The sequence below is a fragment of the Pseudodesulfovibrio sp. 7M6 genome, assembly GCF_050058625.1.
Taxonomy (GTDB): Bacteria; Desulfobacterota; Desulfovibrionia; order Desulfovibrionales; family Desulfovibrionaceae; genus Pseudodesulfovibrio; species Pseudodesulfovibrio salinus.
The window spans coordinates 2,467,049-2,488,520 of the sequence record NZ_CP188816.1; the positions used below are offsets into that span (position 1 = coordinate 2,467,049).

At 57.9% G+C, this 21,472-nt stretch carries 21 protein-coding genes; 12 read left to right on the forward strand and 9 right to left on the reverse strand.

What is annotated here, in order from left to right:
- Window positions 1-238: 238 nt before the first annotated feature.
- The 5 genes from ACI0FG_RS11785 (at window position 239) to ACI0FG_RS11805 (ending at window position 4,349) form a co-directional block, all read left to right on the forward strand.
- On the forward strand, window positions 239-1,420 hold the full coding sequence (locus tag ACI0FG_RS11785; protein WP_419785195.1) for an RHS repeat domain-containing protein: 1,182 nt from the start codon (window positions 239-241) through the stop codon (window positions 1,418-1,420).
- A 49-nt stretch (window positions 1,421-1,469) separates the two neighbouring features.
- Complete coding sequence (locus tag ACI0FG_RS11790) at window positions 1,470-1,928, forward strand: hypothetical protein (protein WP_419785196.1); 459 nt, start codon at window positions 1,470-1,472, stop codon at window positions 1,926-1,928.
- Window positions 1,929-2,350: 422 nt separating this feature from the next.
- Window positions 2,351-2,965, forward strand: a complete 615-nt coding sequence (locus ACI0FG_RS11795) for a hypothetical protein (RefSeq protein WP_419785197.1) — start codon at window positions 2,351-2,353, stop codon at window positions 2,963-2,965.
- A gap of 83 nt (window positions 2,966-3,048) precedes the next feature.
- Window positions 3,049-3,498 carry a hypothetical protein gene (locus tag ACI0FG_RS11800; RefSeq protein ID WP_419785198.1) on the forward strand — a complete coding sequence of 150 codons (450 nt, stop codon included), beginning with the start codon at window positions 3,049-3,051 and terminating at the stop codon, window positions 3,496-3,498.
- Window positions 3,499-3,692: 194 nt separating this feature from the next.
- Window positions 3,693-4,349 carry a pyruvoyl-dependent arginine decarboxylase gene (locus ACI0FG_RS11805; RefSeq protein WP_419785199.1) on the forward strand — a complete coding sequence of 219 codons (657 nt, stop codon included), beginning with the start codon at window positions 3,693-3,695 and terminating at the stop codon, window positions 4,347-4,349.
- A gap of 3 nt (window positions 4,350-4,352) precedes the next feature.
- Here the strand turns inward: ACI0FG_RS11805 and ACI0FG_RS11810 are convergent, their stop codons facing one another.
- From ACI0FG_RS11810 to ACI0FG_RS11820, 3 genes are all read right to left on the reverse strand, one after another.
- On the reverse strand, window positions 4,353-5,015 hold the full coding sequence (locus ACI0FG_RS11810; RefSeq protein ID WP_419785200.1) for a DsbA family protein: 663 nt from the start codon (window positions 5,013-5,015) through the stop codon (window positions 4,353-4,355).
- A gap of 55 nt (window positions 5,016-5,070) precedes the next feature.
- A complete protein-coding gene (locus tag ACI0FG_RS11815) occupies window positions 5,071-6,921 on the reverse strand; it encodes a lysophospholipid acyltransferase family protein (RefSeq protein WP_419785201.1) in 1,851 nt (616 codons plus the stop codon).
- 129 nt (window positions 6,922-7,050) lie between these two features.
- Window positions 7,051-7,392, reverse strand: a complete 342-nt coding sequence (locus ACI0FG_RS11820) for a hypothetical protein (RefSeq protein WP_419785202.1) — start codon at window positions 7,390-7,392, stop codon at window positions 7,051-7,053.
- Window positions 7,393-7,557: 165 nt separating this feature from the next.
- Between ACI0FG_RS11820 and ACI0FG_RS11825 the strand changes: the two genes are divergently transcribed.
- From ACI0FG_RS11825 to groL, 3 genes are all read left to right on the forward strand, one after another.
- Window positions 7,558-7,992 (forward strand): bacteriohemerythrin, encoded by a 435-nt coding sequence (locus ACI0FG_RS11825; RefSeq protein ID WP_419785203.1) that lies wholly within the window; start codon window positions 7,558-7,560, stop codon window positions 7,990-7,992.
- Window positions 7,993-8,207: 215 nt separating this feature from the next.
- Window positions 8,208-8,495: a co-chaperone GroES gene (groES, locus tag ACI0FG_RS11830; protein ID WP_419785204.1), complete on the forward strand. Its 288-nt coding sequence runs from the start codon at window positions 8,208-8,210 to the stop codon at window positions 8,493-8,495.
- A 51-nt stretch (window positions 8,496-8,546) separates the two neighbouring features.
- Window positions 8,547-10,199, forward strand: a complete 1,653-nt coding sequence (gene groL / locus ACI0FG_RS11835) for a chaperonin GroEL (protein ID WP_419785205.1) — start codon at window positions 8,547-8,549, stop codon at window positions 10,197-10,199.
- 469 nt (window positions 10,200-10,668) lie between these two features.
- Here the strand turns inward: groL and ACI0FG_RS11840 are convergent, their stop codons facing one another.
- A complete protein-coding gene (locus ACI0FG_RS11840; RefSeq protein ID WP_419785206.1) occupies window positions 10,669-13,056 on the reverse strand; it encodes a tetratricopeptide repeat-containing diguanylate cyclase in 2,388 nt (795 codons plus the stop codon).
- Between the two features lie 183 nt (window positions 13,057-13,239).
- Between ACI0FG_RS11840 and panC the strand changes: the two genes are divergently transcribed.
- The 3 genes from panC to metK are packed head-to-tail and all read left to right on the forward strand — an operon-like array spanning window position 13,240 to window position 15,667.
- On the forward strand, window positions 13,240-14,088 hold the full coding sequence (panC, locus tag ACI0FG_RS11845; protein WP_419785207.1) for a pantoate--beta-alanine ligase: 849 nt from the start codon (window positions 13,240-13,242) through the stop codon (window positions 14,086-14,088).
- 3 nt (window positions 14,089-14,091) lie between these two features.
- A complete protein-coding gene (gene panD, locus ACI0FG_RS11850; protein WP_419785208.1) occupies window positions 14,092-14,469 on the forward strand; it encodes an aspartate 1-decarboxylase in 378 nt (125 codons plus the stop codon).
- Window positions 14,470-14,497: 28 nt separating this feature from the next.
- Window positions 14,498-15,667 (forward strand): methionine adenosyltransferase, encoded by a 1,170-nt coding sequence (metK, locus tag ACI0FG_RS11855; RefSeq protein ID WP_419785209.1) that lies wholly within the window; start codon window positions 14,498-14,500, stop codon window positions 15,665-15,667.
- 207 nt (window positions 15,668-15,874) lie between these two features.
- Here the strand turns inward: metK and pgm are convergent, their stop codons facing one another.
- From pgm to ACI0FG_RS11880, 5 genes are all read right to left on the reverse strand, one after another.
- Window positions 15,875-17,530, reverse strand: coding sequence for a phosphoglucomutase (alpha-D-glucose-1,6-bisphosphate-dependent) (gene pgm / locus ACI0FG_RS11860; protein ID WP_419785210.1), 1,656 nt, complete (start codon window positions 17,528-17,530; stop codon window positions 15,875-15,877).
- Window positions 17,530-18,033 (reverse strand): Crp/Fnr family transcriptional regulator, encoded by a 504-nt coding sequence (locus ACI0FG_RS11865; RefSeq protein ID WP_419788388.1) that lies wholly within the window; start codon window positions 18,031-18,033, stop codon window positions 17,530-17,532. Before ACI0FG_RS11865 ends, pgm begins: the two co-directional genes overlap by 1 nt.
- A 5-nt stretch (window positions 18,034-18,038) precedes the next feature.
- The gene (locus ACI0FG_RS11870; protein WP_419785211.1) at window positions 18,039-18,545 is read right to left on the reverse strand and encodes a cyclic nucleotide-binding domain-containing protein; all 507 of its coding nucleotides are present in this window, start codon (window positions 18,543-18,545) and stop codon (window positions 18,039-18,041) included.
- A gap of 76 nt (window positions 18,546-18,621) precedes the next feature.
- The gene (locus tag ACI0FG_RS11875) at window positions 18,622-19,113 is read right to left on the reverse strand and encodes a cyclic nucleotide-binding domain-containing protein (RefSeq protein ID WP_419785212.1); all 492 of its coding nucleotides are present in this window, start codon (window positions 19,111-19,113) and stop codon (window positions 18,622-18,624) included.
- Window positions 19,114-19,185: 72 nt separating this feature from the next.
- Window positions 19,186-20,424: a M48 family metallopeptidase gene (locus tag ACI0FG_RS11880; RefSeq protein WP_419785213.1), complete on the reverse strand. Its 1,239-nt coding sequence runs from the start codon at window positions 20,422-20,424 to the stop codon at window positions 19,186-19,188.
- Window positions 20,425-20,583: 159 nt separating this feature from the next.
- Here ACI0FG_RS11880 and ACI0FG_RS11885 point away from each other — a divergent pair, with 159 nt between their 5' ends.
- Window positions 20,584-21,459 (forward strand): hypothetical protein, encoded by an 876-nt coding sequence (locus tag ACI0FG_RS11885; protein ID WP_419785214.1) that lies wholly within the window; start codon window positions 20,584-20,586, stop codon window positions 21,457-21,459.
- Window positions 21,460-21,472 lie beyond the last annotated feature (13 nt).

Consider the following 21,472-nt stretch of genomic DNA (forward strand, 5'->3'; position numbering starts at 1 on the left):
TTTCCCCGGAGCCGAAAACCGGGGATATGCTGGCCCGGATTTCCGGGAATGATCCTTGGAAACGAAACATGGAGAATGATGATGAGGCCATACGAATACAAACTAGGGCGCGACCATAACGGGCGTATCGTGGAAAAGACGGAAAACGTGGGGGGGAGTCGGCGCCAACTGGACATACTCCTACGACAAGGCCGGGCGTCTGATCGACGCGAAGCGGGATGGACGAACCGTCTGCACCGTGGATTATGATCGCGAAGGCCGCCGATCCCGTGATTACTTTCCGCATCTGGATACTCACTACCGCAATTTTGAATATTCGGTCATGGACAACCGGTTGCAGAAGGCTGGCAACAATTTGTTCACCCATGACAAAAACGGATTCCGGTCCATCTGGAATCATGGCGGGCAGTACACGCTCTACGAGTATGGGACGGACTACCGGCTGCTTAAAGCCGAGAAACGGGAAACCGGCGAAGTGTTCGAATTTTCGCACGATGACCAGGGACGGCGCGCGATAAAATCCCGCAACGGTCAGCCTGTGGAAGCATACCAATGGTTGGACTTCCTACGCCTGGACGGATTCCATGACGGCAAATCCGGCTATCGTTTCGCCTACCGCGCAGGCGAGCGCACTCCCTACGCCATGCAACGTGATGACGGAGCCGAGGCCTACCTCTTCTACGACCACATTGGTTCCCTGCGAGTGGTTGCCGACCGCGACGGCGATGTGATAAAAGAAATTCTGTACGACCCCTTCGGTGGGATCATGAAGGACACCACCCCGGACCTGCGTATCCCCATCGGTTTCGCAGGAGGCCTGTACGACCCCGACCTCGGTTTTGTTCGCTTCGGTTGGCGGGATTACGACACCTTCACCGACAGGTGGACCGCACCCGACCCCCTCGGCGACCAAGGCGGCGACCCGGATTGGTATGGGTATTGCTTCGATGATCCGGTGAATGGGAATGATCCGCTAGGACTTGAAACCAGAGGGATTGGAGGAGGACTTTCAGCTTCTGGCTTTGGCCTTGGTATCGGTGGTAATGCAATGATTTCTGAAGATGATGATGGAGAACGAGTATATGAACTCAGTTTTGAACACGGTACCACAAATGACTTCGGATTTGGAGCAGTGGGAACCTACCAGAAAACCAACGCAGAAAGTGTAGATCAACTAAGCGGCAAATCGACTAGAATAGGTGGAGCAGTCGCAATCCCAACTCCAATCGGTGCAGTTGGAGGTGGCATAGAGCATATAAAAGGTGACGGCTACACAGGAAAAAACTTTAACATTTCATGGAGTCCAAAACTAAAAATAGAATTGCCCACCAAAAAAGTAACTGGAGCAATAACACATGAAAAGACAATGACCATAAAAGTCCCAAAAATCAAACGTGAATACGAGCCTGACCTGTGGTAAACTGATTAATCAAGCCAGTGGTGAAAATCTCGTGCTTTATTGGAAACTTATGAACAAAGAACAATACATTCCCAACTCTGGAAAGAGTCTATTCTTCTTTTACATGGAGAAATTCTGTCTATGCCTGGGATGCGTTATACTTGGTGGAATCAGCTATCTAGACGGGCAACAAGGTGGAAATCTCTGGCATTGGTTTGTCCCGGCAGGCATCATACTGTTCCTTGTGGCGGATTCAGTTGGATTGCCCATAGGCAAAACCGAAGATCAGATTTCGTTTCACCGCCTCTGGCGCATCTCACATCTGCAGATCAATGCCATCCGTTTTCTCTGGATCAGTGATGGCATATATTCTTCGTTTCCCCCAGTGCAAGGTCCCCGACAATTGATATGCGTGACCGCCCGTCCCTGGGGATTGTTCCTTTCCTCTTGCGACGACATCAACGGAGTTGCAGAACAGTTGGAAAAGCACAGCCCCGGTTACACTTCCTCTTCAAAACTCCACAAATGACCAGAGGGGAAAAGCTTGGATTGGCTTAGCCCGAGATTCTCCACTCCGTACAGGCCAACAAGCACAGGAAGAGAATTTGGCTAAGGGGAATTTGCCCCTAATGATGGCTATGAACGAATAACGCCAAAGCATGAAAAGAAAAAAGTGGACTTATTCCTCCTGATTGGCGGAGGTGTTAATCTGAGCCAATAGCACTATTGCTGGGACTGGGGAGAACTTCACAGGGAGTGGGGTACGATAACGGGCCTGCTCAGCCTTGTAATAGTCGGCGCATCACTACGCAGGGGCCAAGGATTTGTCCGCGTTGAGTGACGGCCCTGCTCCCGGCAAGGCGCCTGACGAGCGCTGCCCGAAGTAAGGCGCACAGATAGAGCCCCTCAAAGGGGTCTATTTGCGGCATCCTGATATAAAGCAATAGGGAAATGGAAACAGCCATTTCAAATTTGAGTGGTTCGGCAAATGAGAAAAACAGGCGACAGGCATTGCCTGTCGCCTGCCATTCAGGAGCAAGCATGAAAAAATGGTTTATCGGCGGCGGCATAACCGTCGTCATCATAGGGGCAATCTGTCTCTGGTATTCGTACCTTCCGCCAAACCTCAGGGCCTTTGTTCCTTTTGTATTCGACCAACAGGGATTGTATGAACCAATAGGCACCGGAAGTCTCGACATTTCCAAGGAAGGCGCGGAGGCAACCATTCCCCTGCACCCAAAGTATGTATCCGGGTATGATGTGAATGTAGAGTTCCAGAGTATCAAGGATTGTTTCAAGCTCAGCAACCTGCAAAACGGCATACTGCGGGCACAGTTATGGTGCGGCAATCCGTTTCCGGACGCCTATGCCAGCCAAGATGTGTATTTAATCTGTGGCGACGAAGAGGATGGGACTACGAAGCTGTCCCTTCTCTCATTCACTCTGGACAGGCAGCACCTGCAATGTGATTCGCTTGTCCTCAAGCTCGAAGTGCTCAAGCCCTATACGAATCTCGGCGTCACGGGGCCGGTAAAGGTCTCCATCTCTTCCAATCACCACTTGTGACCGTAAAACCTAAACAAACATCCATACCGGAAGGTGTTTCGACGTGGGATCGCTTCTAACATCAAAGCAACTCTGGAGAGGCCGTGAAATATAAGGTCACTTATCCGCTCTTCATATTTGAAGGACAGGATCTCAGCGTATTCCTGACTCCCGAGGACATGGCGGGTTATCTTGAATGGCAGGATGTGGAAGAAGGGAGTTTCCTCGGATTCGACTTCATGGGCCACATATTAAATCTGTTTGTAACTGAAGACAAAAAAGTCAGTTGCAAAAACTCGGGTATGAAGAACGGCAATGAAGGACTTATGAAGAAAGTGTGCCTTCTGCTCCAAGAGGTCATTCCCGTCGGCATGGGTGAAAATGAAAGTGCGACCAAAGCACTTGCCGTTGGCCTGTTCGTAGAACGCAGCCGAACTGGCCCCACCTTTACACAATGGCTGAAAGGTTTGTTTAAGCGAGGCGGTTCTCGAGCAGTTGCCTGCCCTTCGGCAAGGTGCCGGACGAGCGCTGCCCGAAGTGCAGCGTACAGATGAAGCCCCTCAAAGGGTTCTACTTGCGGCATCCTGATATGAAGCAATAGGAAGTCCACCCGCCTAGACAAATCATGTTTTGATCGGACGTTTCCCATGCCAGCGGATTCGAGATCGGTTTTCCGTCTCCGGGAATTGCCGCGGAACTGCGGCATGTGCTAGTGTAGCTGCAAAACCATTAATCCGTGAGGTGCTGTATGCTGCGAAAACACCGATTTTTCCTCTTGATTCTCGGCCTTGTTCTGGCTCTTGCCGTTCCCGCCACGGCTGCGGAACGGTTCGGGCCGCGCATCCCCACCGCGTATTTCGCCACCACCGGGACCGGACAGTCCGACCAGGGCATTCCGCCGGACCCGTATGAAACCTTCTCCTATGACCTTGCCCTGCAACAAGCCGGGATCGAGAATTTCAATGTGGTCTACTACACCTCGGTCCTGCCGCCCGAAGCGTATGAGATTCCGCTCGATTCCGTGAGTCCCTACTTTCATCATGGGTCGGTGCTGGAAACGATCATGGCCAAGGCAGGCGGCATGCGGGGCGATACCGTATGCGCCGGAGTGGGACGTGTATGGGCCAAGGACAAGGATGGCAAATCCATCGGCGGGTTCGCCGCGGAATATGAGCGGGTCTACAAGGCCACCACAATGGACAAGTCCTCGGCGATCTCCGATGCGCGCGCCCAACTCACGGCCTCACTCAAGCATGAACTATCCATCCGCAATCTCGTGCAGGACGGAGCCATGCGCTACGACATCACATCGCTGATCATCAAGAAAAAATACGGGATAGCCCTGGCCGCACTGGGCTTTGTGGGCTTTATCTACCCTGAGGAACTGCCGTCAAAAAAGAAATAGAGGCTACTTGCAGACCGCGCTCTGCTTGAGCGCCTTGATCCAGAAGCCCGGGCTGTAGCCCACAATGACGGTATCGCCCGTGATAAGCACCGGCGTGCCCGGAAAGTCTACCGCGCGGGACAAATCGGCATCCTCCCGGACGTGCGGCTCGTGCTCCACCTGGAGCCGGGCATAGAGTTCGGGCAGGGAGGTCCCTTTCAGCAGCTCGGGAAAAGCATCCGTAAACTGCATGAGCACGATCATGCGCGCATCCATCAGGTCGTCGGTCCTGGGCTGCTTGAGGTCCTTGTAGGCATAATCGATGAGCTTCTTGAGGTCCGGGCGCTTGACCGAATCCTCAAGAATCCAGGCCGCCATGTCCGAACCGATGAAGGAGCGGCGGGGAAAGAAGGAAAGGCGCACGTTGCGGTACAGTTCCGGGTATTCCCCCAGCAGCTTGTGCCCCAGGCGGCAGTGCCAGCACAGGGGATCGGTGACCACTACGATATCGCGGTCGCCCGTGCCCTTGAACCCGACAATGGCATGGTCGTAAATGGCGCGATACTCAGGTGCACAGCCATTGGGCTTTGCCGGTTTTTCCGGCTTCTCGCTTGCGGCCAGGGCCGGGGCGGCCAGGCAAACCAACAGGAACAGTACCAGGGGCAGGGCAATTCGATTCGTACGCATGGACGGAATATATACCGATACCGCCCCGAAGTGAAGCCCTCGCCCCCTGCCCGGATCAGGCCGCGGCAAAACCGGGAGCAACCACCTTGAGCGGCTCCTTGCCCACCCCGTGGGCGGCCCGGAAGGATTCCACCCCTTCCCGCCCCATGAACCGGGAGAGCACCTTGGTGTCCGAGGTCAGCAGGTCCACCAGAATCAACCCGTCCAGACAATTGCCGAAATCCGGGTCCACATTGAAGCCGATGATCTTGCCCCCCAGCTTGAGGTACTGCCGGAGCAACACCGGGATGGACTTGCCAGACTCCACGTCGCTGACCAGATCGGCCACGTCGTCGGGATTGCCGAAGGCGGATTCCGGCAGGCTGAAGTCCAGCTTGCGCAGGGCCTTGCCCCGGGGCGGACACTTGGGCCGCGCCAGCAGTGCCAGCTCCGGCAAAAAGCAGTGCCGCTCCATGAATCCGGTAATCAGCTCGCGTGACACGCCGGAATATTCACCGGAAATTGAAACGCAGCCGAATAGCTTGGAGTACTTCGGATTGTTGACCACAAATTGGGACATGCCTTTCCAGAGCAGCAACAGGGGCTGATAATTTTTCTGATACTTCGGGGTGATGAACGAGCGGCCCATTTCCAGGGCGGGGCCCATGTTTTCCAGAAGTCCGGGCTGGTAATTGAACAGGGTGGAGGTGTAGAGGCCGCTTATCCCCTGCTTCGCCAAAATCTCGTCGGTCAGGCCGAAGCGGTAGGCCCCGGCCACCTCGCGCTCATGGGGATTCCAGAGCACCAAATGGCGGTAGGTATCGTCAAAGGCGTCGATGTCCATGGGGCGGCCCGTCCCCTCTCCCACCTGGCGGAATGTCTCCTCGCGCCGGATGCCGATCTCGCGCAGCAGGCGCGGGATGCGAAACGCCCCGGCCTCAAAGACCGTGAAGTCCGGCGTCTGGATCAGGATACTCTCGTCCGGCAGGGCAGCCACTTCGCTGGCCAGAATGTGCTTGCCGCGTGAATTGGCGATGGGAGCCATTTTCCGTTTGGTAGAGGCGGCGGGCTGTTTGGCATCATCCGTCTTCTTCCCTTCCTTGCGCAGCAGGTAGGTGCGGAACCGGAGATAATCCATCATGTCGCCGTCGGTCTGAAATGCGGCGAGCCGCTCGGCGACGACTGTGGAGCCAAAGGCCACGCGGATGGTGCCCCTGGCCGCCAACTTGAGGTTTTCATGCGGCAGCAGCACGGTGCGCAGCCGGGGATGGACCAACCCCATGGCCTGAAAAAGGCCGCTGTTGCGGCCATCAAAAAATACGGGCAACGCGCTGGCCCCGGTCTTGCGGATGATGCGGCCGACCATGGGACTCCACTGCGGATCGGCCACCATGCCCTTCTTGACCTTGAGCGAGGAAACCTCGCCTGCTGGGAAGACCACGAGCATACCGCCCCCTTTAAGCCAGCGCATGGCAGCCTTGAGCCCGGCGATATTCCGCTTGGCGGAACCCGCCTTGCCAAAGGGATCGACCTCGATGAGCAGTTCGTCCATCTCCGGAATCTTGCCGAGCATGGAGTTGGCCATGATCCTGATATCCGCACGGACGTCCCGCAGTATGTTGACCAGGAGCAGCCCCTCCAGCACGCCAAAGGGATGGTTGCACACCGCGACCAGCGGCCCCGTTTTCGGGATACGCTGCACCGGCTGGCCGTCCACCCGAAAGTGTACCCCGAGCAGTTCCAGCACGCGCTCCACGAACTGCCCTTCGCCCCCAGCCGCCTGGAGCTGGGCGTACAGGGAATTGAGCGTGTTCAGGCGCAATATTTTTGAAAGCGGTTTCTTGACCAGGGAAAAAAGGGCGTGGCGCACCGGGTCGCCAAAAGGGGAAGAGAGATCAAGCAAAGGACCATCCGTCAGTCCGTCCATTTCATGCCTCCTCAGCAGGTTTGACGGATACTACGGATTAATCGGCGATGCTTCCTTCCTCCTCAGGTGACGATTGCGACCGACCGGTGACGGTTGGCTGCACAGTTCGTGACGCCTGCCGTCTTCCCGTTAATGGTAGACAACGCCTTCCACCCGGACACGCCAGTGCTTCCTGGGCACGGGAAGGCACAGGGCCCTGTCCGCCAGATCGGCACAGAGCAGCAGGCCGCCTGAGTTCTCATCCCAGTACGCCTGGTCGGCGAATAAGGACATGATCTGCGACATGGAGGCCTTTTCCGGGTCCATGCCGGGCATAAACCGGCGGATCATCTCGCGTGCGATGGGCAGGACGCGGCGCAAGCCCTCGCCGGACAGCGACACATCTTCCGGGTCAATGGCGTGAAGTGTGGATTCGTTTGCGGAGTTTACGGTCAACAGGGACTCGGACACTGGCTGGTGCATACCGGACATAGGGCCTCCTTTTCCTGTTCACAAAGGCTCTGCAAATACCGGTCCCTTCCTCGCGAAACCACTCCTTGCTGTAATCCCTACATGGGGTGGTGACAGAACCAATGATTCCATATATACGGAGACAAACACATTATATATTACCACCCACCGCGTATTGGAGGACGCATGGCTCTCAATCTCAACCTCGCCGGATTTACCAAAGAATACATCATCGACATCCCGGAACTCGACGAACAGCACGAAACCTTCTTTTCCATGCTCGACCGCATCGCCGAGATCGCGCCGGACCTCTACCGCCCGCTGGAGGAAGAGGAAGTGGATGAACTGGTGGACGTGGTCGCCGAACTGCGCGAGTACGCCCTGCATCACTTCGGCACCGAGGAGGCCTACATGAAAGAGGCCAGGTATCCTGATTTTGCCGAACAAAAAAAAGCGCACAACAAGTTCATCACCGATGTCATCCGCATGGAGGGCGACCTGCTCAATGGCCTGGTCATCCCCCCCATCAAGGTGCGCAACTTCATGCACGACTGGTACCGGGATCACATCCTGAGCATGGACAAGAAATTCGGGGAATTTTACCAGTCCAGCAAGACATAGGCACAGCCCGGCCTTCCCATCTTACAACCGCACCCACCATTCAGGCGGGAGACTTTTTTTTGGTTTCCGCGCTTGACAGAGAGATAGCCGTGTTTATCTATCTCCCAGCCTGACGGACCCCCACCAAAAGGCCGATGGGCCATGGGGCGGAACGGACCTGGATTCGTCCGTACACCCCGTCAATGAAACAATCACTTATTGGAGGTATAGAGGAAATGAAGCTGAAACCGTTGAATGATCGCGTTCTGGTCAAGCGGTTGGAAATGGAAGAGATGACCGCCGGAGGCATCTACATCCCGGATTCCGCCAAGGAAAAGCCCATGAAGGGTGAAGTCGTCGCTGCCGGTCCCGGCAAGCTGGATGAGGACGGCAAACGGGTCGAGATGGCCGTCAAGGCGGGCGACACCGTCCTGTTCGCCAAGTATGCCGGTACCGAGATCAAGATCGACGGCGAAGAGCACCTGGTCATGCGTGAGGATGACATCCTCGCCATCGTTGACTAGGCTTTTGCCATTTTTTTTTCGCACACTCAATTTTCTTAAGGAGAATATATCATGGCTAAAGAAATTCTCTTCGATGCCAAAGCTCGTGAAAAACTGAAGGCCGGTGTGGACAAACTGGCCAACGCCGTTAAGGTCACCCTTGGACCCAAGGGCCGCAATGTCGTGATCGAGAAGTCCTTCGGCTCCCCGGTCATCACCAAGGACGGCGTGTCCGTTGCCAAGGAAATCGAGCTGGAAGACAAGTTCGAGAACATGGGCGCCCAGATGGTCAAGGAAGTTGCCTCCAAGACTTCCGACGTTGCCGGTGACGGCACCACCACTGCCACTGTCCTGGCTCAGGCCATCTTCACCGAAGGCGTGAAGCTGGTTGCCGCCGGTCGCTCCCCCATGTCCATCAAGCGCGGTATCGACAAGGCTGTTGACGCCATCGTCGAAGAGCTCGGCAAAGTCGCCAAGCCCACCCGCGACCAGAAAGAGATCGCCCAGGTCGGTACCATTTCCGCCAATAACGACGCCACCATCGGCAACATCATTGCCGAGGCCATGAACAAGGTCGGCAAGGAAGGCGTCATCACCGTTGAGGAAGCCAAGGGCCTGGACACCACCCTCGAAGTCGTCGAAGGCATGCAGTTCGACCGCGGCTACCTCTCCCCCTACTTCGTTACCAACACCGAGCGCATGACCTGCGAGATGGAAGAGCCGTTCATCCTCCTGAAGGAGACCAAGATCTCCAACATGAAGGAACTGCTCCCCGTCCTGGAACAGTGCGCCAAGATGTCCAAGCCGCTGATGATCATCGCCGAAGACATCGAGGGCGAGGCCCTGGCCACCCTGGTTGTCAACAAGCTGCGCGGCACCCTGAACGTCGTTGCCGTCAAGGCTCCCGGCTTCGGTGAGCGCCGCAAGGCCATGCTGAAAGACATCGCCATCCTCACCGGTGGCCAGGTCGTCAGCGAAGACCTCGGCATCAAGATGGAAAGCCTGACCGTCAACGACCTCGGCTCCTGCAAGCGCATCGTCATCGACAAGGAAAACACCACTATCGTCGACGGTGCCGGCAAGGCCGATGAGATCAAGGCCCGCATCCAGACCATCCGCGCCGAAATCAACGACTCCACCTCCGACTACGACCGCGAGAAGCTCCAGGAGCGTCTGGCAAAGATCGTCGGCGGTGTCGCCGTCATCAACGTCGGTGCCGCCACCGAGACCGAGATGAAGGAAAAGAAGGCCCGCGTGGAAGACGCCCTGAACGCTACCCGCGCTGCCGTCGAAGAGGGCATCGTCCCCGGCGGCGGTGTCGTCCTGGCTCGTGCCGGTATGGTTGCCGCCAAGGTCAAGGCTGCCGACGACGACGAGCTGGCCGGTATCAACATCATCATCCGCGCTGTGGAAGAGCCCCTGCGCCAGATCGCCGGCAACGCCGGTCTGGAAGGCTCCATCGTCGTGGAGAAGGTCAAGGAAGGCAAGGGTGGCATGGGCTTCAACGCCGCTACCTGCGAGTACGAAGACCTGCTCAAGGCCGGTGTCATCGACCCGAAAAAGGTCACCCGCACCGCCCTGCAGAACGCCGCCTCCGTGGCCGGTCTGCTGCTGACCACCGAGTGCGCCATCGCCGACAAGCCCGAAAAGGCCTCCGCTGCCCCGGCCATGCCCGGCGGCATGGGCGGAATGGGCGGCATGGGCGGAATGGGCGGCATGTACTAAGCCCCCACGGCCCAAAGCCAAACAAAATCAACCCCGGATGCGGTTCGCCGCACCCGGGGTTTTCTTTTGGATTTCGCCTGCGGCGATCGGGGGAAGGGAAGAGGGGAACCTTTTGAAAAAGGTTCCCCTCTTCCCTTCCCCCGAACCCCCATCCCATTTCCCTTCCAAAACTTTTTAGCGCCGCTTCGCGGGGAGGGATGGCCTCACTCTGTCTTAAAAAACAAATCACGAGAATTGAAACGGCTTCTTTCGACCCGGCAGGTCGAAAGAAGCCGTTTCAATTCTCGTGATACCTAATCAAATTGGATTAACTTGGCCCTAAACGTATAAGCTTCTCGCCCGGCGCAGCCGGAGAATGGATTCTCAAGGCCATAGCCTTGAGCAGGTCCAGGGCAGCGCCCTGGCCGTCGGAGACGCCCCCGCCGGCGAGGCGGCCGCCGGAGGCCTTCCTCATGCCAGACTTCCGCCCCTACCCCGCTCTTGCGGCGACTTTAGCGGCTTCTTCGCCTTTGCCCTGGGCTTCGAGGGCTTCCACCAGGGTGTCCCAGTAGACATGCTTGCCGGGGCAGAGAGCGGCGGACTGGCGGGAGAGAACTTCGGCGATCTGCGGGTCCTCGCCCTGATCCAGATAGATGCGGGCGAGCATGTGCATGGCCTGATGGTCGTTGTGATCCGCATTGAGCGCGAGATGCAGATATTCGCGGGTGGATTCGATGTCGCCCTGCTTGTAGGCCAGACGGGCCAGAGCGCGCTGCACCATGCGCTCGCCGTCGGGCTGCTTGGCGGCTTTTTCGTAGAGAGCGGTCGCCGCGTCGAAATTGTCCGCGTTTTCCTCCAGGGAACCAAGACGCATGAGGGCATAGAGATGTTCCGGATCGACTTCCAGGCAACGGCTGTAGGCAGCGCGAGCGGCGCCGAGATCACCGAGGCGGTGATTGGCCCAGCCGAGGTTATAGAGGGCAAGCTCGTCGTCCGGGGCGGAGGCGAGCACGGTTTCGAATTCCTTGCGCGCGTCCTCGAACCGGTTGAGCTGGGCATAGCAAATGCCGAGGGAGTTCCGGGCGAGGAGGTTGGCGGAATCATCGGTGAGGGCCAATTTGAACTCCTCGATGGCCCCGTACACGTCGCCGTCCATGAACCGTCGGTCCGCGGAAAGATTGAGTGAGATGGAGTCGAATACGGCGACTCTGGGTTCCGGCAGGAGCAACGCGTGCTCCAGGGCCTTGCGGCTGTTGTCCGGGATGTCGGCGCGGTCGAAGTTCAGGAAGGGATAGCAGGCCGAACCGATGGAGACCTTGACGGACAGGGCGTCCGAGGCCAGCTTTTCGATTTCCAGCGTGCGGGCCATGAGCGTCTCGCGGTCCACGTTTTCCAGATAGAAGAGAATGCCGTTCAGCCCGTAGCGGCCGCCGAAACCGTTATCGCCGAATGCGCCGCGCGCGATGTTGGCGACATCGGCAATCATGCGGTCCATGGCTTCCTGATACCCCTCCTCCGCATCGCCGGGCTGGTCGAGCACGCGGATGAGCGAAAGGGCAAAGGCATCCGGCACGCGCCGGGTCTCTTCCATGCGGCCCATGAATTCGCCGTAGGAGAAAAGCTGGGTTTCGGAATCCGGGGCCGGAATCTCGATCAGTGCCCGGTCGGCAAAGAGTCCTTCCTCGCCCTCGATGAGGCGCAACCGGTCACCCGGATGCACATCCATTCCGGCGTCCGCCAGATTGAGCACCTCGGCCACGGAAATATCATCATGCACCTCCACCAGAACGATCTCGCCCTTATAGACCGGCGAAACGCCCTTTCCAGCGGCCACGGCATCGGGCCGCGCTGCCCGGACCAAAAAACGCTGTCCCACGGCGGCCCCGGAGGTCTCGCCAAGCGTGACCGTGACGCGGTGCATGGGCAGGGTGTCGAGCACGCGGCCGCCTTTGTCCAGAATGTCGGCGGAGTTGAAGACGCGGTTTCGCCCAAGGTCCTTGGAAACGGCCACGCCGCGCCGCGCCTTGCGGACCAGGATGCGCGCCTGTTCGCCCGGCGTGCGCCGGAACTGGGCGCCCTCCAGCCCCTGCGGATAGTTGGCGAAACCGAGGGAGCCGGTCAGAGTGATGGTGTCGCGGGTCATCTCGTCTGTAAAGGAAAGCTTGCTGATGCCGGAGCGGATGACCTCGGAGAGTTGGAAACAGGCTCGCGGCTTGGCATCCGGTACCAGAATGGCGAACTTGTCGTTGGCGAAACGGGAGACCGTGGTATATTTGGGGCAGACCTTGCCGAGCAGCCGCCCTACCTCGGACATGATGTCGTCGCCCGACAGATACCCATAGCGCTCGTTGATATTCTGGAAATGGTCCAGGTCGAGAAAAATGACGCCCAGCGTGCCGGAAAAGGCCATTTCGGAATCCCGGGCCTCCACACCGGCCCGGCAGTTGCCCGTGGCAAGGCACCCCTGCACCCGGTCTATGGCCTCGGCCAATTCGGAGAAAAAGAATTCGCGTGTATGCAGGCCGGTCAGGGCATCGGTAACGGCCCACTTGTACAGGGCCAGCTTTTCCAGCACCGCACTGGCCAGGACCATGATGTACTTCGGCGTGGTGGACGGAGCCTTGAGCCTGACGCCCTTGGCGATAAAGTAGCAGAGCATCTCGCCCCGAAACACCAGAGGCAGGATCAGTTCCCGGTCCTCTGCCCGAAATTCCGGGTCAGGCACGATTTCCGGCTTATCTCTCGGAAAAAACAGGCTATAGGAGGTGAACGGCAGGAACTCGGCGATCATATCCTTGATGGTATGCTCGAAATCCACCAGTTCGCCGGGTGAAAAAGTAATGGAACTGTCCGCGAATATGTCTTTTATGGTCCGCATAGCCCGATTTGTACCCCGCACCCTGTTTTTTCTCAAACAAAAGTTGCACATTGACCCTGCCGAGACGCATGTTAATAGCGATTTTTCCAGAAGCACCTTGACCATATCAATGTATCCAGATATAGACATTTCACTTGACTTATCCCTTGGGGCCTGTCAGTTGCTCAAAAAAACAAAACCGCCATGCAAATATTTACTGACCCAATAGAACTACAAAGGCAATGTCTGGCCTGGAAACAGGATGGACTGAAGATCGGCCTGGTGCCGACCATGGGCTATTTCCACAAGGGACACCTCTCCCTGATGGAGTGCGCCCGCAAACAGTGCGACCGGCTCGTGGTGACGCTCTTCGTCAACCCGACCCAGTTTGGCGAAAACGAAGACCTGGACAAGTACCCCCACGACTTCGACGGCGACAAGGCCAAGGCCGAGTCCGCAGGTGTGGACGCCCTCTTCGTGCCGCAGGGCGCGGACATGTACGCACCGAACCACGCCACCTGGGTCGAGGTGCCGAAACTGGCCAAGCATCTGTGCGGGGCGTCCCGGCCCATCCACTTTCGCGGCGTGTGCACCGTGGTTACCAAACTTTTCATGCTCGCCCAGCCCTCTGTGGCCGTTTTCGGCCAAAAGGACTGGCAGCAGCTCGCCATTCTCCGACGCATGGCCCGCGACCTGAACATTCCGGTCGAGATCGTGGGGCACGAGATCGTGCGCGAACCCGACGGACTGGCGCTCAGCTCTCGCAATACCTACCTCACGGAGGAGGAACGGGCAGCCGCCCCGGCCATCCGCAAGGGGCTGCTGAAGCTGGCCGACACGGTGCGAGGCGGCGAACGCGACGCGGACAAGGCCGTTGCATTCCTCACCGAGGAATATGCCAAGACATTGCCCATGGGACGTCCCGACTACATAACCCTGGTGGATCCGGACGACATTCAGCCGGTCAAGACCATCGAAGGCCCGGTGCTCGCCGCCGTCGCCATCCAGGTCGGCAAGGCCCGGCTCATCGATAACATTCTGATAGAGGTTTAGACCGTGGCTCAACGCTGTTTTTTAAGCGCAAAAATTCACGGCGCGACCATTACCTGCGCCAATCTGGAATACCGGGGAAGCATCACCATTGATCGCGACCTCATGAAAGCCGTCGGCATGCTCCCCTACGAGCAGGTGGACGTATACAACATCAACAATGGCGAACGGCTTACCACCTACGCCATTCCCGGCGGCCCCGGCGAGATCTGCCTCAACGGCGCAGCCGCCCACAAAGGCAAGGTGGGCCAGCGTGTCATCATCGCCTCCTTCACATGGTTGGACGGCGCCGAAATCCCCACGCACAAGCCCCACGTTATCGTAACCACCCCCGAAAATACCGTCGATGAAGTCATCGCGTGCGACGCGGCTGACGATTTCTAGACGATCATCCGTTCCTTAAGGAGGAAAAATGCAGATTCAAGGCAAGTATCTCTTCACTTCCGAGTCCGTGACCGAAGGCCACCCTGACAAGGTCGCTGACCAGATTTCCGACGCTATCCTGGACGCCATCATTGGCCAGGACTCCATGGCGCGCGTGGCCTGCGAGACCGTGGTGACCACTGGCATGGCTTTCATCGCCGGTGAGATATCCACTACGGCCTATGCCGATTTTCCGGAGATCGTCCGCAACACCATCAAGGGCATCGGCTACAACTCCGCCGACACCATGGGATTTGACTGGTCCACTTGCGCAGTCATCTCCTCCATCGACAAGCAGTCCCCGGACATCGCACAGGGTGTTGACCGCCAGAAGCCCGAGGAACAGGGCGCCGGCGACCAGGGCATGATGTTCGGTTACGCCTCCAACGAGACCCCGACCCTGATGCCCACCCCCATCTACTACGCCCACCAGCTTTCCCGCCGTCTGACCCAAGTGCGCAAGGAAGGCATCCTCGATTTCCTGCGCCCCGACGGCAAGACCCAGGTTTGCGTGCAGTTCGAGGACGGCAAGCCCATTCGCATCGACAACGTCGTTGTTTCCTCCCAGCATGCGGAAAGCGTGAGCCACGCCGACCTGCAGGAGGCCATCCTCAAGGAAGTCATCATGCACACCCTGCCCGAGGACCTCATCGACGATAAGCTGAAGACCTACATCAACCCCACCGGCCGGTTCGTCATCGGCGGCCCGGTTGGCGACTGCGGCCTGACCGGTCGTAAGATCATCAACGACACCTACGGCGGAGCCGGTGCCCACGGCGGCGGAGCTTTCTCCGGAAAGGACCCGTCCAAGGTTGACCGCTCCGGCGCCTACATGGCCCGCTACGTGGCCAAGAACGTCGTTGCCGCCGGTCTGGCCGACAAGTGCGAAGTCCAGATCGCCTACGCCATCGGCGTTGCCGAACCCGTGTCCGTGGTGGTTTCCTCCCAGGGCACCGGCAAGGTCTCGGACGAGATGCTGACCAAGGCCGTCAATGAAGTATTCGACATGCGCCCCTACTACATCCTGGAGCGCCTGAACCTGCGTCGCCCCATCTTCCAGAAGACGACCAACTACGGCCACTTCGGCCGCGAGCTGCCCGAGTTCACCTGGGAGCAGACCGACGCCGCCGACGATCTTCGCACCGCCTGCAAGATCTAACCAGCGCAATACAGTCATAAACAAGACGGCCTCCGCCCAAAGCGGAGGCCGTCTTTTTATTATGTTCTCTCCCCCTCCGCGAAGCGGTACCAAAAAGTTTTGGAAGAGAGATGGGATGGGGGTTCGGGGGAAGGGAAGAGGGGAACCTTTTACAAAAGGTTCCCCTCTTCCCTTCCCCCGGCCGCCGGAGGCATTCTCTGCCCGACCTTACACCGCGCCGGACTTCTTGAAGGCGGCGTTGACGATGGCCTTGGCCTCGTCCTGAATGGCCTTCAGGTGATCGGCCCCCTTGAAGGATTCGGCGTAGATTTTGTAGATGTTTTCGGTTCCGGAAGGTCTACAGGCAAACCAGCCGTTTTCCGTCGTGACCTTGATGCCGCCAAAGGGTGTGTTGTTGCCCGGAGCCCGGGTCAGCCGGGCGAGGATGGGTTCTCCGGCCAGGGTATCGGCAGCGACCATCTCCGGCGTCAGGGAGGCAAAGGCAGCCCGCTGGGCCGGGGATGCCGGGGCATCGGTCCGCTCATAGACCGGGGAGCCGTATGTTTCGGTAAGGGACTGGTAATATTCTCCGGGATCGCGGCCGGTGCGGGCCGTCATCTCCACGGCCAGCAGGTCGAGGATGATGCCGTCCTTGTCCGTGGTCCAGGGCGAGCCGTCGAAACGGACAAAGCTGGCCCCGGCGGATTCCTCGCCGCCGAATGCACAGGAACCGTCCAGCAGACAGCTCACATACCACTTGAAGCCCACAGGAACCTCGTAAAGCTCCCGCTTCAACCCTGCCACCACTCGGTCGAGCATGGAACTGGTGACCACGGTCTTGCCCACGGCCGCACAGTAGGACCATCCGGTACGGTTGCGGATCAGATAGTCCACTGCCGCCGCCAGATAATGGTTGGGATTGAGCAGACCGGAGCTGCGGGTGACGATACCGTGCCGGTCATAGTCCGGGTCGTTGCCAAAGGCGATGTCGTACTTGTCCTTGTGCTGAATGAGCGAGGCCATGGCATAGGGCGAGGAACAGTCCATGCGGATCTTCCCGTCCTTGTCCACGGTCATGAAGGAAAAGGTCGGGTCCACGATCTTGTTGACCAGTTCCAGATCCAGACCATAGCGCTCGGCCATGGGCTCCCAGTAGGCAATGCCGGAACCGCCGAGGGGGTCCACGCCTATCTTCAGCCCGGCCGCGGCTATGGACGGCATGTCCACAACGTTTTCCAGATCGCTCACATACGGCTCAACAAAATCGTAATGCACCACGGAAGGGTCTTTGAAAGCCCGCTCGTAGGGGATGCGCCGCACGTCCTTGAGACCGGAACGCATAATTTCGTTGGCCCGGTTTTGAATGGCCGTGGTAATCTTGCTGTCGGCCGGGCCGCCCGAGGGCGGATTATACTTGTAGCCGCCGTCGCGCGGAGGATTGTGGGACGGGGTAATGACCACGCCGTCGGCCAGTCCGAACGTCCGCGCTCTGTTCCAGCAGAGTATGGCTCTGGAGATGACCGGCGTGGGCGTAAAGCCTAGCCCGGCCTGAATGTAGGTCCGCACCCCGTTGGCGGTGAAGACCTCCAGCGCGGTTCGCAGCGCGGGCAGGCTCAGTCCGTGGGTATCCATGCCGAGAAAAAGCGGGCCGTCGATTCCCTGGGCGGCGCGATGCTCGCACACGGCCTGGGATATGGCCAGGATGTGCCCTTCATTGAAACTGCCGTCAAAGGAGCAGCCCCGATGCCCGGAGGTGCCGAAGGAAACGGCACAGGCGGGATCGGACGGATCGGGACGGATGTCGTAATACGCGGCTTCCAGGGCGGAAACGTCAATCAGCAACGATTCGGGAGCGGGCTTGCCGGCCAGTTCATGCAGGGCCATCAGTCTATCTCCATGTTTTCCAGAACAAACCGCTGCATATCGAGGTCGGCGATCCGCTCATTGGTTTCGCGCAGGCGTTGCACAAGTACTTCATAAAACATTTTGTAAAAAAAAGCTTGGACGGCCAGCTTGGCCCGCCCTTCCAACCGGTCGAAAAAGGCGATGTCCATGGCGAGGCAGCGGGAAGGCTCCATGGCCGTCACCGAGGCCGAGCGCGGTGCGGTCTCGATGACACCCATTTCGCCGAAAATTGTCCCCGGCGCTTCCAGCACGCTGATCTGCACGCCATCCACTTCCACGGCCAGATGTCCGCTCATGAGGAAAAACATGCAACTGTCCGTTTCCCCCTGGGTGATGACCAGCTCCTTTTCCGCATAATCCCGGATCGTGGTGGTGCGCATGACGTCGGCCAGCCGACCTTTGCCCAGCGGCGCAAAAGCGGGGATGCTCAGGATGGCCTCAACCATGGCTGCATTGTCGGGATCAAAGGGAACGCTCTGCATGAGAGTCAAAAGGTCGGCCGCTGGACCGACAGGGCTTTAAGTTCATCCTCAAGCGTCAGCAACCGCGCGTTGGCGGCCCGGATGCGCCCGGCCAGGATTTGGGAGAAAATTCTATAGAACAACGCCTTGGCAGCCAGCTTGTCCACGCCCTGGAGCCGTTCGAGGAACGAGCGGTTGAAGACAAGGCAGAGTGTCTGTTTTTCGGCCGAAATGGTTGCCGAATGCGGTTTACCGTCCACCATGCCCATTTCGCCAAAAACGTCGCCGGAGCGGGTGATGGACGCAAGCCGCATACCGTCCACATTGACCCCGCACTGGCCGAAGATGAGGAAATAGACAAGCTGGTCCGTTTCGCCTTCGATGATGATTTCCTCGCCCTCGTCATACAGCCGCAGGCGCGCCAACTTGAGCAGGGCCGAAAGCAGTTCCGACTCCATGGCGTCAAAAACCGGCATACGCCGCAACCGTTCCAGGGTAGCCTCGTCACTGGGATCAAAAGCAAAATCTCTCACACCGCTTGCTCCACCGCATCGGCCTGGTCGAAAATTCTGTGGGATTCCACGCATCCGACTGTCGATTTTTTGTCTGTTATCCCTTGAGGCCTGCAATTTCTTCTTTCAGCCGTGATATTTCCCCATTGGCATCTCGAAGGCGTACAGCCAACACCTCGGCAAAAATGCGGTACATGACGGCCTGGGTAAATATCTTGCCCACTTCTCCCAGGGAGCCGATGGCCGTATCATCCAGGGTAATGACCAGCGAGGTTTTAACCGCCGAAATAGTTGCCGAACGAGGGCTGCCGTCAATGATGCCCATCTCGCCGAACACGTCGCCCAACCGCCGTAGCGAACCGACCCTGTTCCCTTTGACTAAAATTTCCAGCAGCCCGAAGATCAGGAAAAAGACCCGATTGTCGAATTCCCCTTCCTCTATGAGTACTTCCCCGGCCTCATAGCGTCTGACCGAAGCCACACGCATCGCCTGCCGGATATAATTGTCCGGCAGGGCATCAAACGGAGGCACGCATCGAATTCGCTCCAATATGTCTTTGTCATCGGTTTCAAAAGGTATTTCCTTCATAACACTCTCCCCAGGGTCACTTGACATTGTTGTATTTGTCTATGCCATACATCGACGAACAAGGCGACACCATTATTTCGCAATCGCGGCCAGAGCCCGCAGGCGATCAATCACCGGCGGGTGCCCATATTCCAGCCAGACCTTCAGCGGATGGGGCGAAAGATTGGAAGAGCTTGAGACCGACAGCCGCCGCAGGGCCGAGGCCAGGGCTTGCGGCTCTCCGGTGGTACGGGCCGAAAACCGGTCCGCTTCGAATTCGTGCCGCCGTGAAACATAGTTCATCCCAATCCCCAGCAGCAGGGAAATGGGCGTATAGAGAATGACGAAAAAGACAAGGCCCGCATAAATGGAACGATGCACCATGCCAAAGGCATCGAACAACCCGGGGTTGTCCAGGAACAGGGACATCAGGAAGAACAGCAACCCGGTCCGGAGAATACCAGCCACCAGTCCCTTGCGGATATGGCCGCACTTGGCATGTCCCACCTCATGGGCGAGCACGGCCACAATCTCGGCCTCGGTGTGGTCGCGCAGCAGGGTATCGAAAAGCGCAATGCGCTTTCGCCTGCCTAGCCCGGTAAAAAAGGCGTTGCCCTTGGTCGATCGCCGGGAACCGTCCATGACAAAAATACCGCCAACTTCAAAAGAAGCCTTGCGCGCGAAGTCCTCAATGGCCCGGCGCAGGCTCCCCTCCTCCAACGGCGTGTATTTGTTGAAGAGCGGCAGAATCCAGGTCGGGGCCACATACGTTACCGCCAGGGAAAATACCGTGACCAGTGCCCAGCACCAGAGCCAGGCCGCCGGGCCGGTTTGCGCGAAAAACAACAGAATACCGGCCAGGAGCGGCACGCCCAACACAACGCTGAGCACGAAACCAAGAATACGGTCCCGTACAAAAGTGCCCACCGTGGTCGTATTGAACCCGAACCGCGCTTCCGGGCCAAAGGTTCGCCATGCATCAAAGACAAGTCCGACCAGGGAGGAGGCCAGCGACAGAATGCCGATGTAGGCAATGCCGGTAACCAGTGGCGACTGCTCCCAGGAACGCACCACCCCGTCCAGCCAGTCAAAGCCGCCGACCAGGAGGAAGGCAAGCAGCACTATGGTTCCCGACGTCTCCGAGATAATGGATATTTTCTCCAGGGCACGGTTGTAGGCCACGCTTTTCGCATAGGCGGACGCGTCAACAATATCAGCAAATTCAGCAGGGACTTCCGCCGGGGTATGGCGGGCATCGAGCAGATTGGCCACGGAACTGAGCAGCCAGTCCAGGAACAGGAAAATAATAACGGCAAGCAAATAGGGATTCATGGTTCTCCAGCTGTTGGGTCGTGGAGCAAAGATACTCGCCCCCTGCCCGGGCCGTCAACACGGTGGACGGGCCCACGCACGAAACTGGCAGATCCTCTTGATAAATTGGTCGTGCTGTATTATCGGTAGCCTATTACAACCTCCTTTATTCGCAAAAATATGCAGCAAACAATCTCAGCAAAAGAAATCCGCGAGAATATCGCCCGGGCCCGCGCCTACGCCAAGAAAAGCGACTACCTCAGGACGCTCAGCTGCTTGGCGACCGCCATTCGGGGTATTGCAACCAGCCAGGTGTTCGGCTCGGAAAAGTTCGAAATATACTCTCACCTCGACGAGGCCCTGCGCGACCTCAACAAGATGAAAATGATAAAACGGCTTTTCCCCCAGGGACTTACTTATACCCGGGGAAAGGAACGTGCATTCCACTCCACCCTGGTCCGACTCCACAAGAAGCTGGAGGAAGCCACCAGGAACGCGCAGTTGACCAAGCAGCGCAAACGGTTGCTTGTGCTTGACGAGAATCTCATCAAGGCCACCGCTCTGGTAAAGGCCGACAACCAGCTGGAAGCGCGTAAGATATACCGCAAGATTTCAGAATATTTTCAGGATATAGACGGCGTCGATTCCGACATCGGCAACAGGATGACCCAGTACGGCATGTTTGCCGAGGCCGTCGAATATCTCAACAAGGCGCTTGCGCAAAAAGGCAATGATCCCAGAGCGCTCAATGCGCTTATCCTTTGCTATGAAGGACTGGGGGAAGACGGCAAGGCCGTGGATGCCATCAAGGAATGCATGCGCCGCATCGGGGCAACCGAGACCCTGTATGTCAGGCTGGCCAAGCTCTATCTCAAGAAAAGGGAATGGGGCGATGTCTACAACAACGCCAAGGCGGCCCTTGATCGCAACCCGCTGAACGCGGAGGCACAGAAACTGCTCTCCATGGCAGAGCCGAAGATATTCAGCACGTCGAATGAGAATGGAACAAAAGCCGACGACGAAGGCAAAAAGCCCGCGCCCACTCTGAATTTTTAGGAAACAAAAACCG

Coding starts and splice junctions, on each gene's coding strand:
- ACI0FG_RS11790 (WP_419785196.1), top strand. CDS start 1,470: ATGAACAAAGAACAATACATTCCCAACTCTGGAAAGAGTCTATTCTTC.
- ACI0FG_RS11795 (WP_419785197.1), top strand. CDS start 2,351: ATGGAAACAGCCATTTCAAATTTGAGTGGTTCGGCAAATGAGAAAAAC.
- ACI0FG_RS11805 (WP_419785199.1), top strand. CDS start 3,693: ATGCTGCGAAAACACCGATTTTTCCTCTTGATTCTCGGCCTTGTTCTG.
- ACI0FG_RS11810 (WP_419785200.1), bottom strand. CDS start 5,015: ATGCGTACGAATCGAATTGCCCTGCCCCTGGTACTGTTCCTGTTGGTT.
- ACI0FG_RS11815 (WP_419785201.1), bottom strand. CDS start 6,921: ATGGACGGACTGACGGATGGTCCTTTGCTTGATCTCTCTTCCCCTTTT.
- ACI0FG_RS11820 (WP_419785202.1), bottom strand. CDS start 7,392: ATGTCCGGTATGCACCAGCCAGTGTCCGAGTCCCTGTTGACCGTAAAC.
- ACI0FG_RS11825 (WP_419785203.1), top strand. CDS start 7,558: ATGGCTCTCAATCTCAACCTCGCCGGATTTACCAAAGAATACATCATC.
- groES (WP_419785204.1), top strand. CDS start 8,208: ATGAAGCTGAAACCGTTGAATGATCGCGTTCTGGTCAAGCGGTTGGAA.
- groL (WP_419785205.1), top strand. CDS start 8,547: ATGGCTAAAGAAATTCTCTTCGATGCCAAAGCTCGTGAAAAACTGAAG.
- ACI0FG_RS11840 (WP_419785206.1), bottom strand. CDS start 13,056: ATGCGGACCATAAAAGACATATTCGCGGACAGTTCCATTACTTTTTCA.
- panC (WP_419785207.1), top strand. CDS start 13,240: ATGCAAATATTTACTGACCCAATAGAACTACAAAGGCAATGTCTGGCC.
- metK (WP_419785209.1), top strand. CDS start 14,498: ATGCAGATTCAAGGCAAGTATCTCTTCACTTCCGAGTCCGTGACCGAA.
- pgm (WP_419785210.1), bottom strand. CDS start 17,530: ATGGCCCTGCATGAACTGGCCGGCAAGCCCGCTCCCGAATCGTTGCTG.
- ACI0FG_RS11865 (WP_419788388.1), bottom strand. CDS start 18,033: ATGCAGAGCGTTCCCTTTGATCCCGACAATGCAGCCATGGTTGAGGCC.
- ACI0FG_RS11875 (WP_419785212.1), bottom strand. CDS start 19,113: ATGAAGGAAATACCTTTTGAAACCGATGACAAAGACATATTGGAGCGA.
- ACI0FG_RS11880 (WP_419785213.1), bottom strand. CDS start 20,424: ATGAATCCCTATTTGCTTGCCGTTATTATTTTCCTGTTCCTGGACTGG.
- ACI0FG_RS11885 (WP_419785214.1), top strand. CDS start 20,584: ATGCAGCAAACAATCTCAGCAAAAGAAATCCGCGAGAATATCGCCCGG.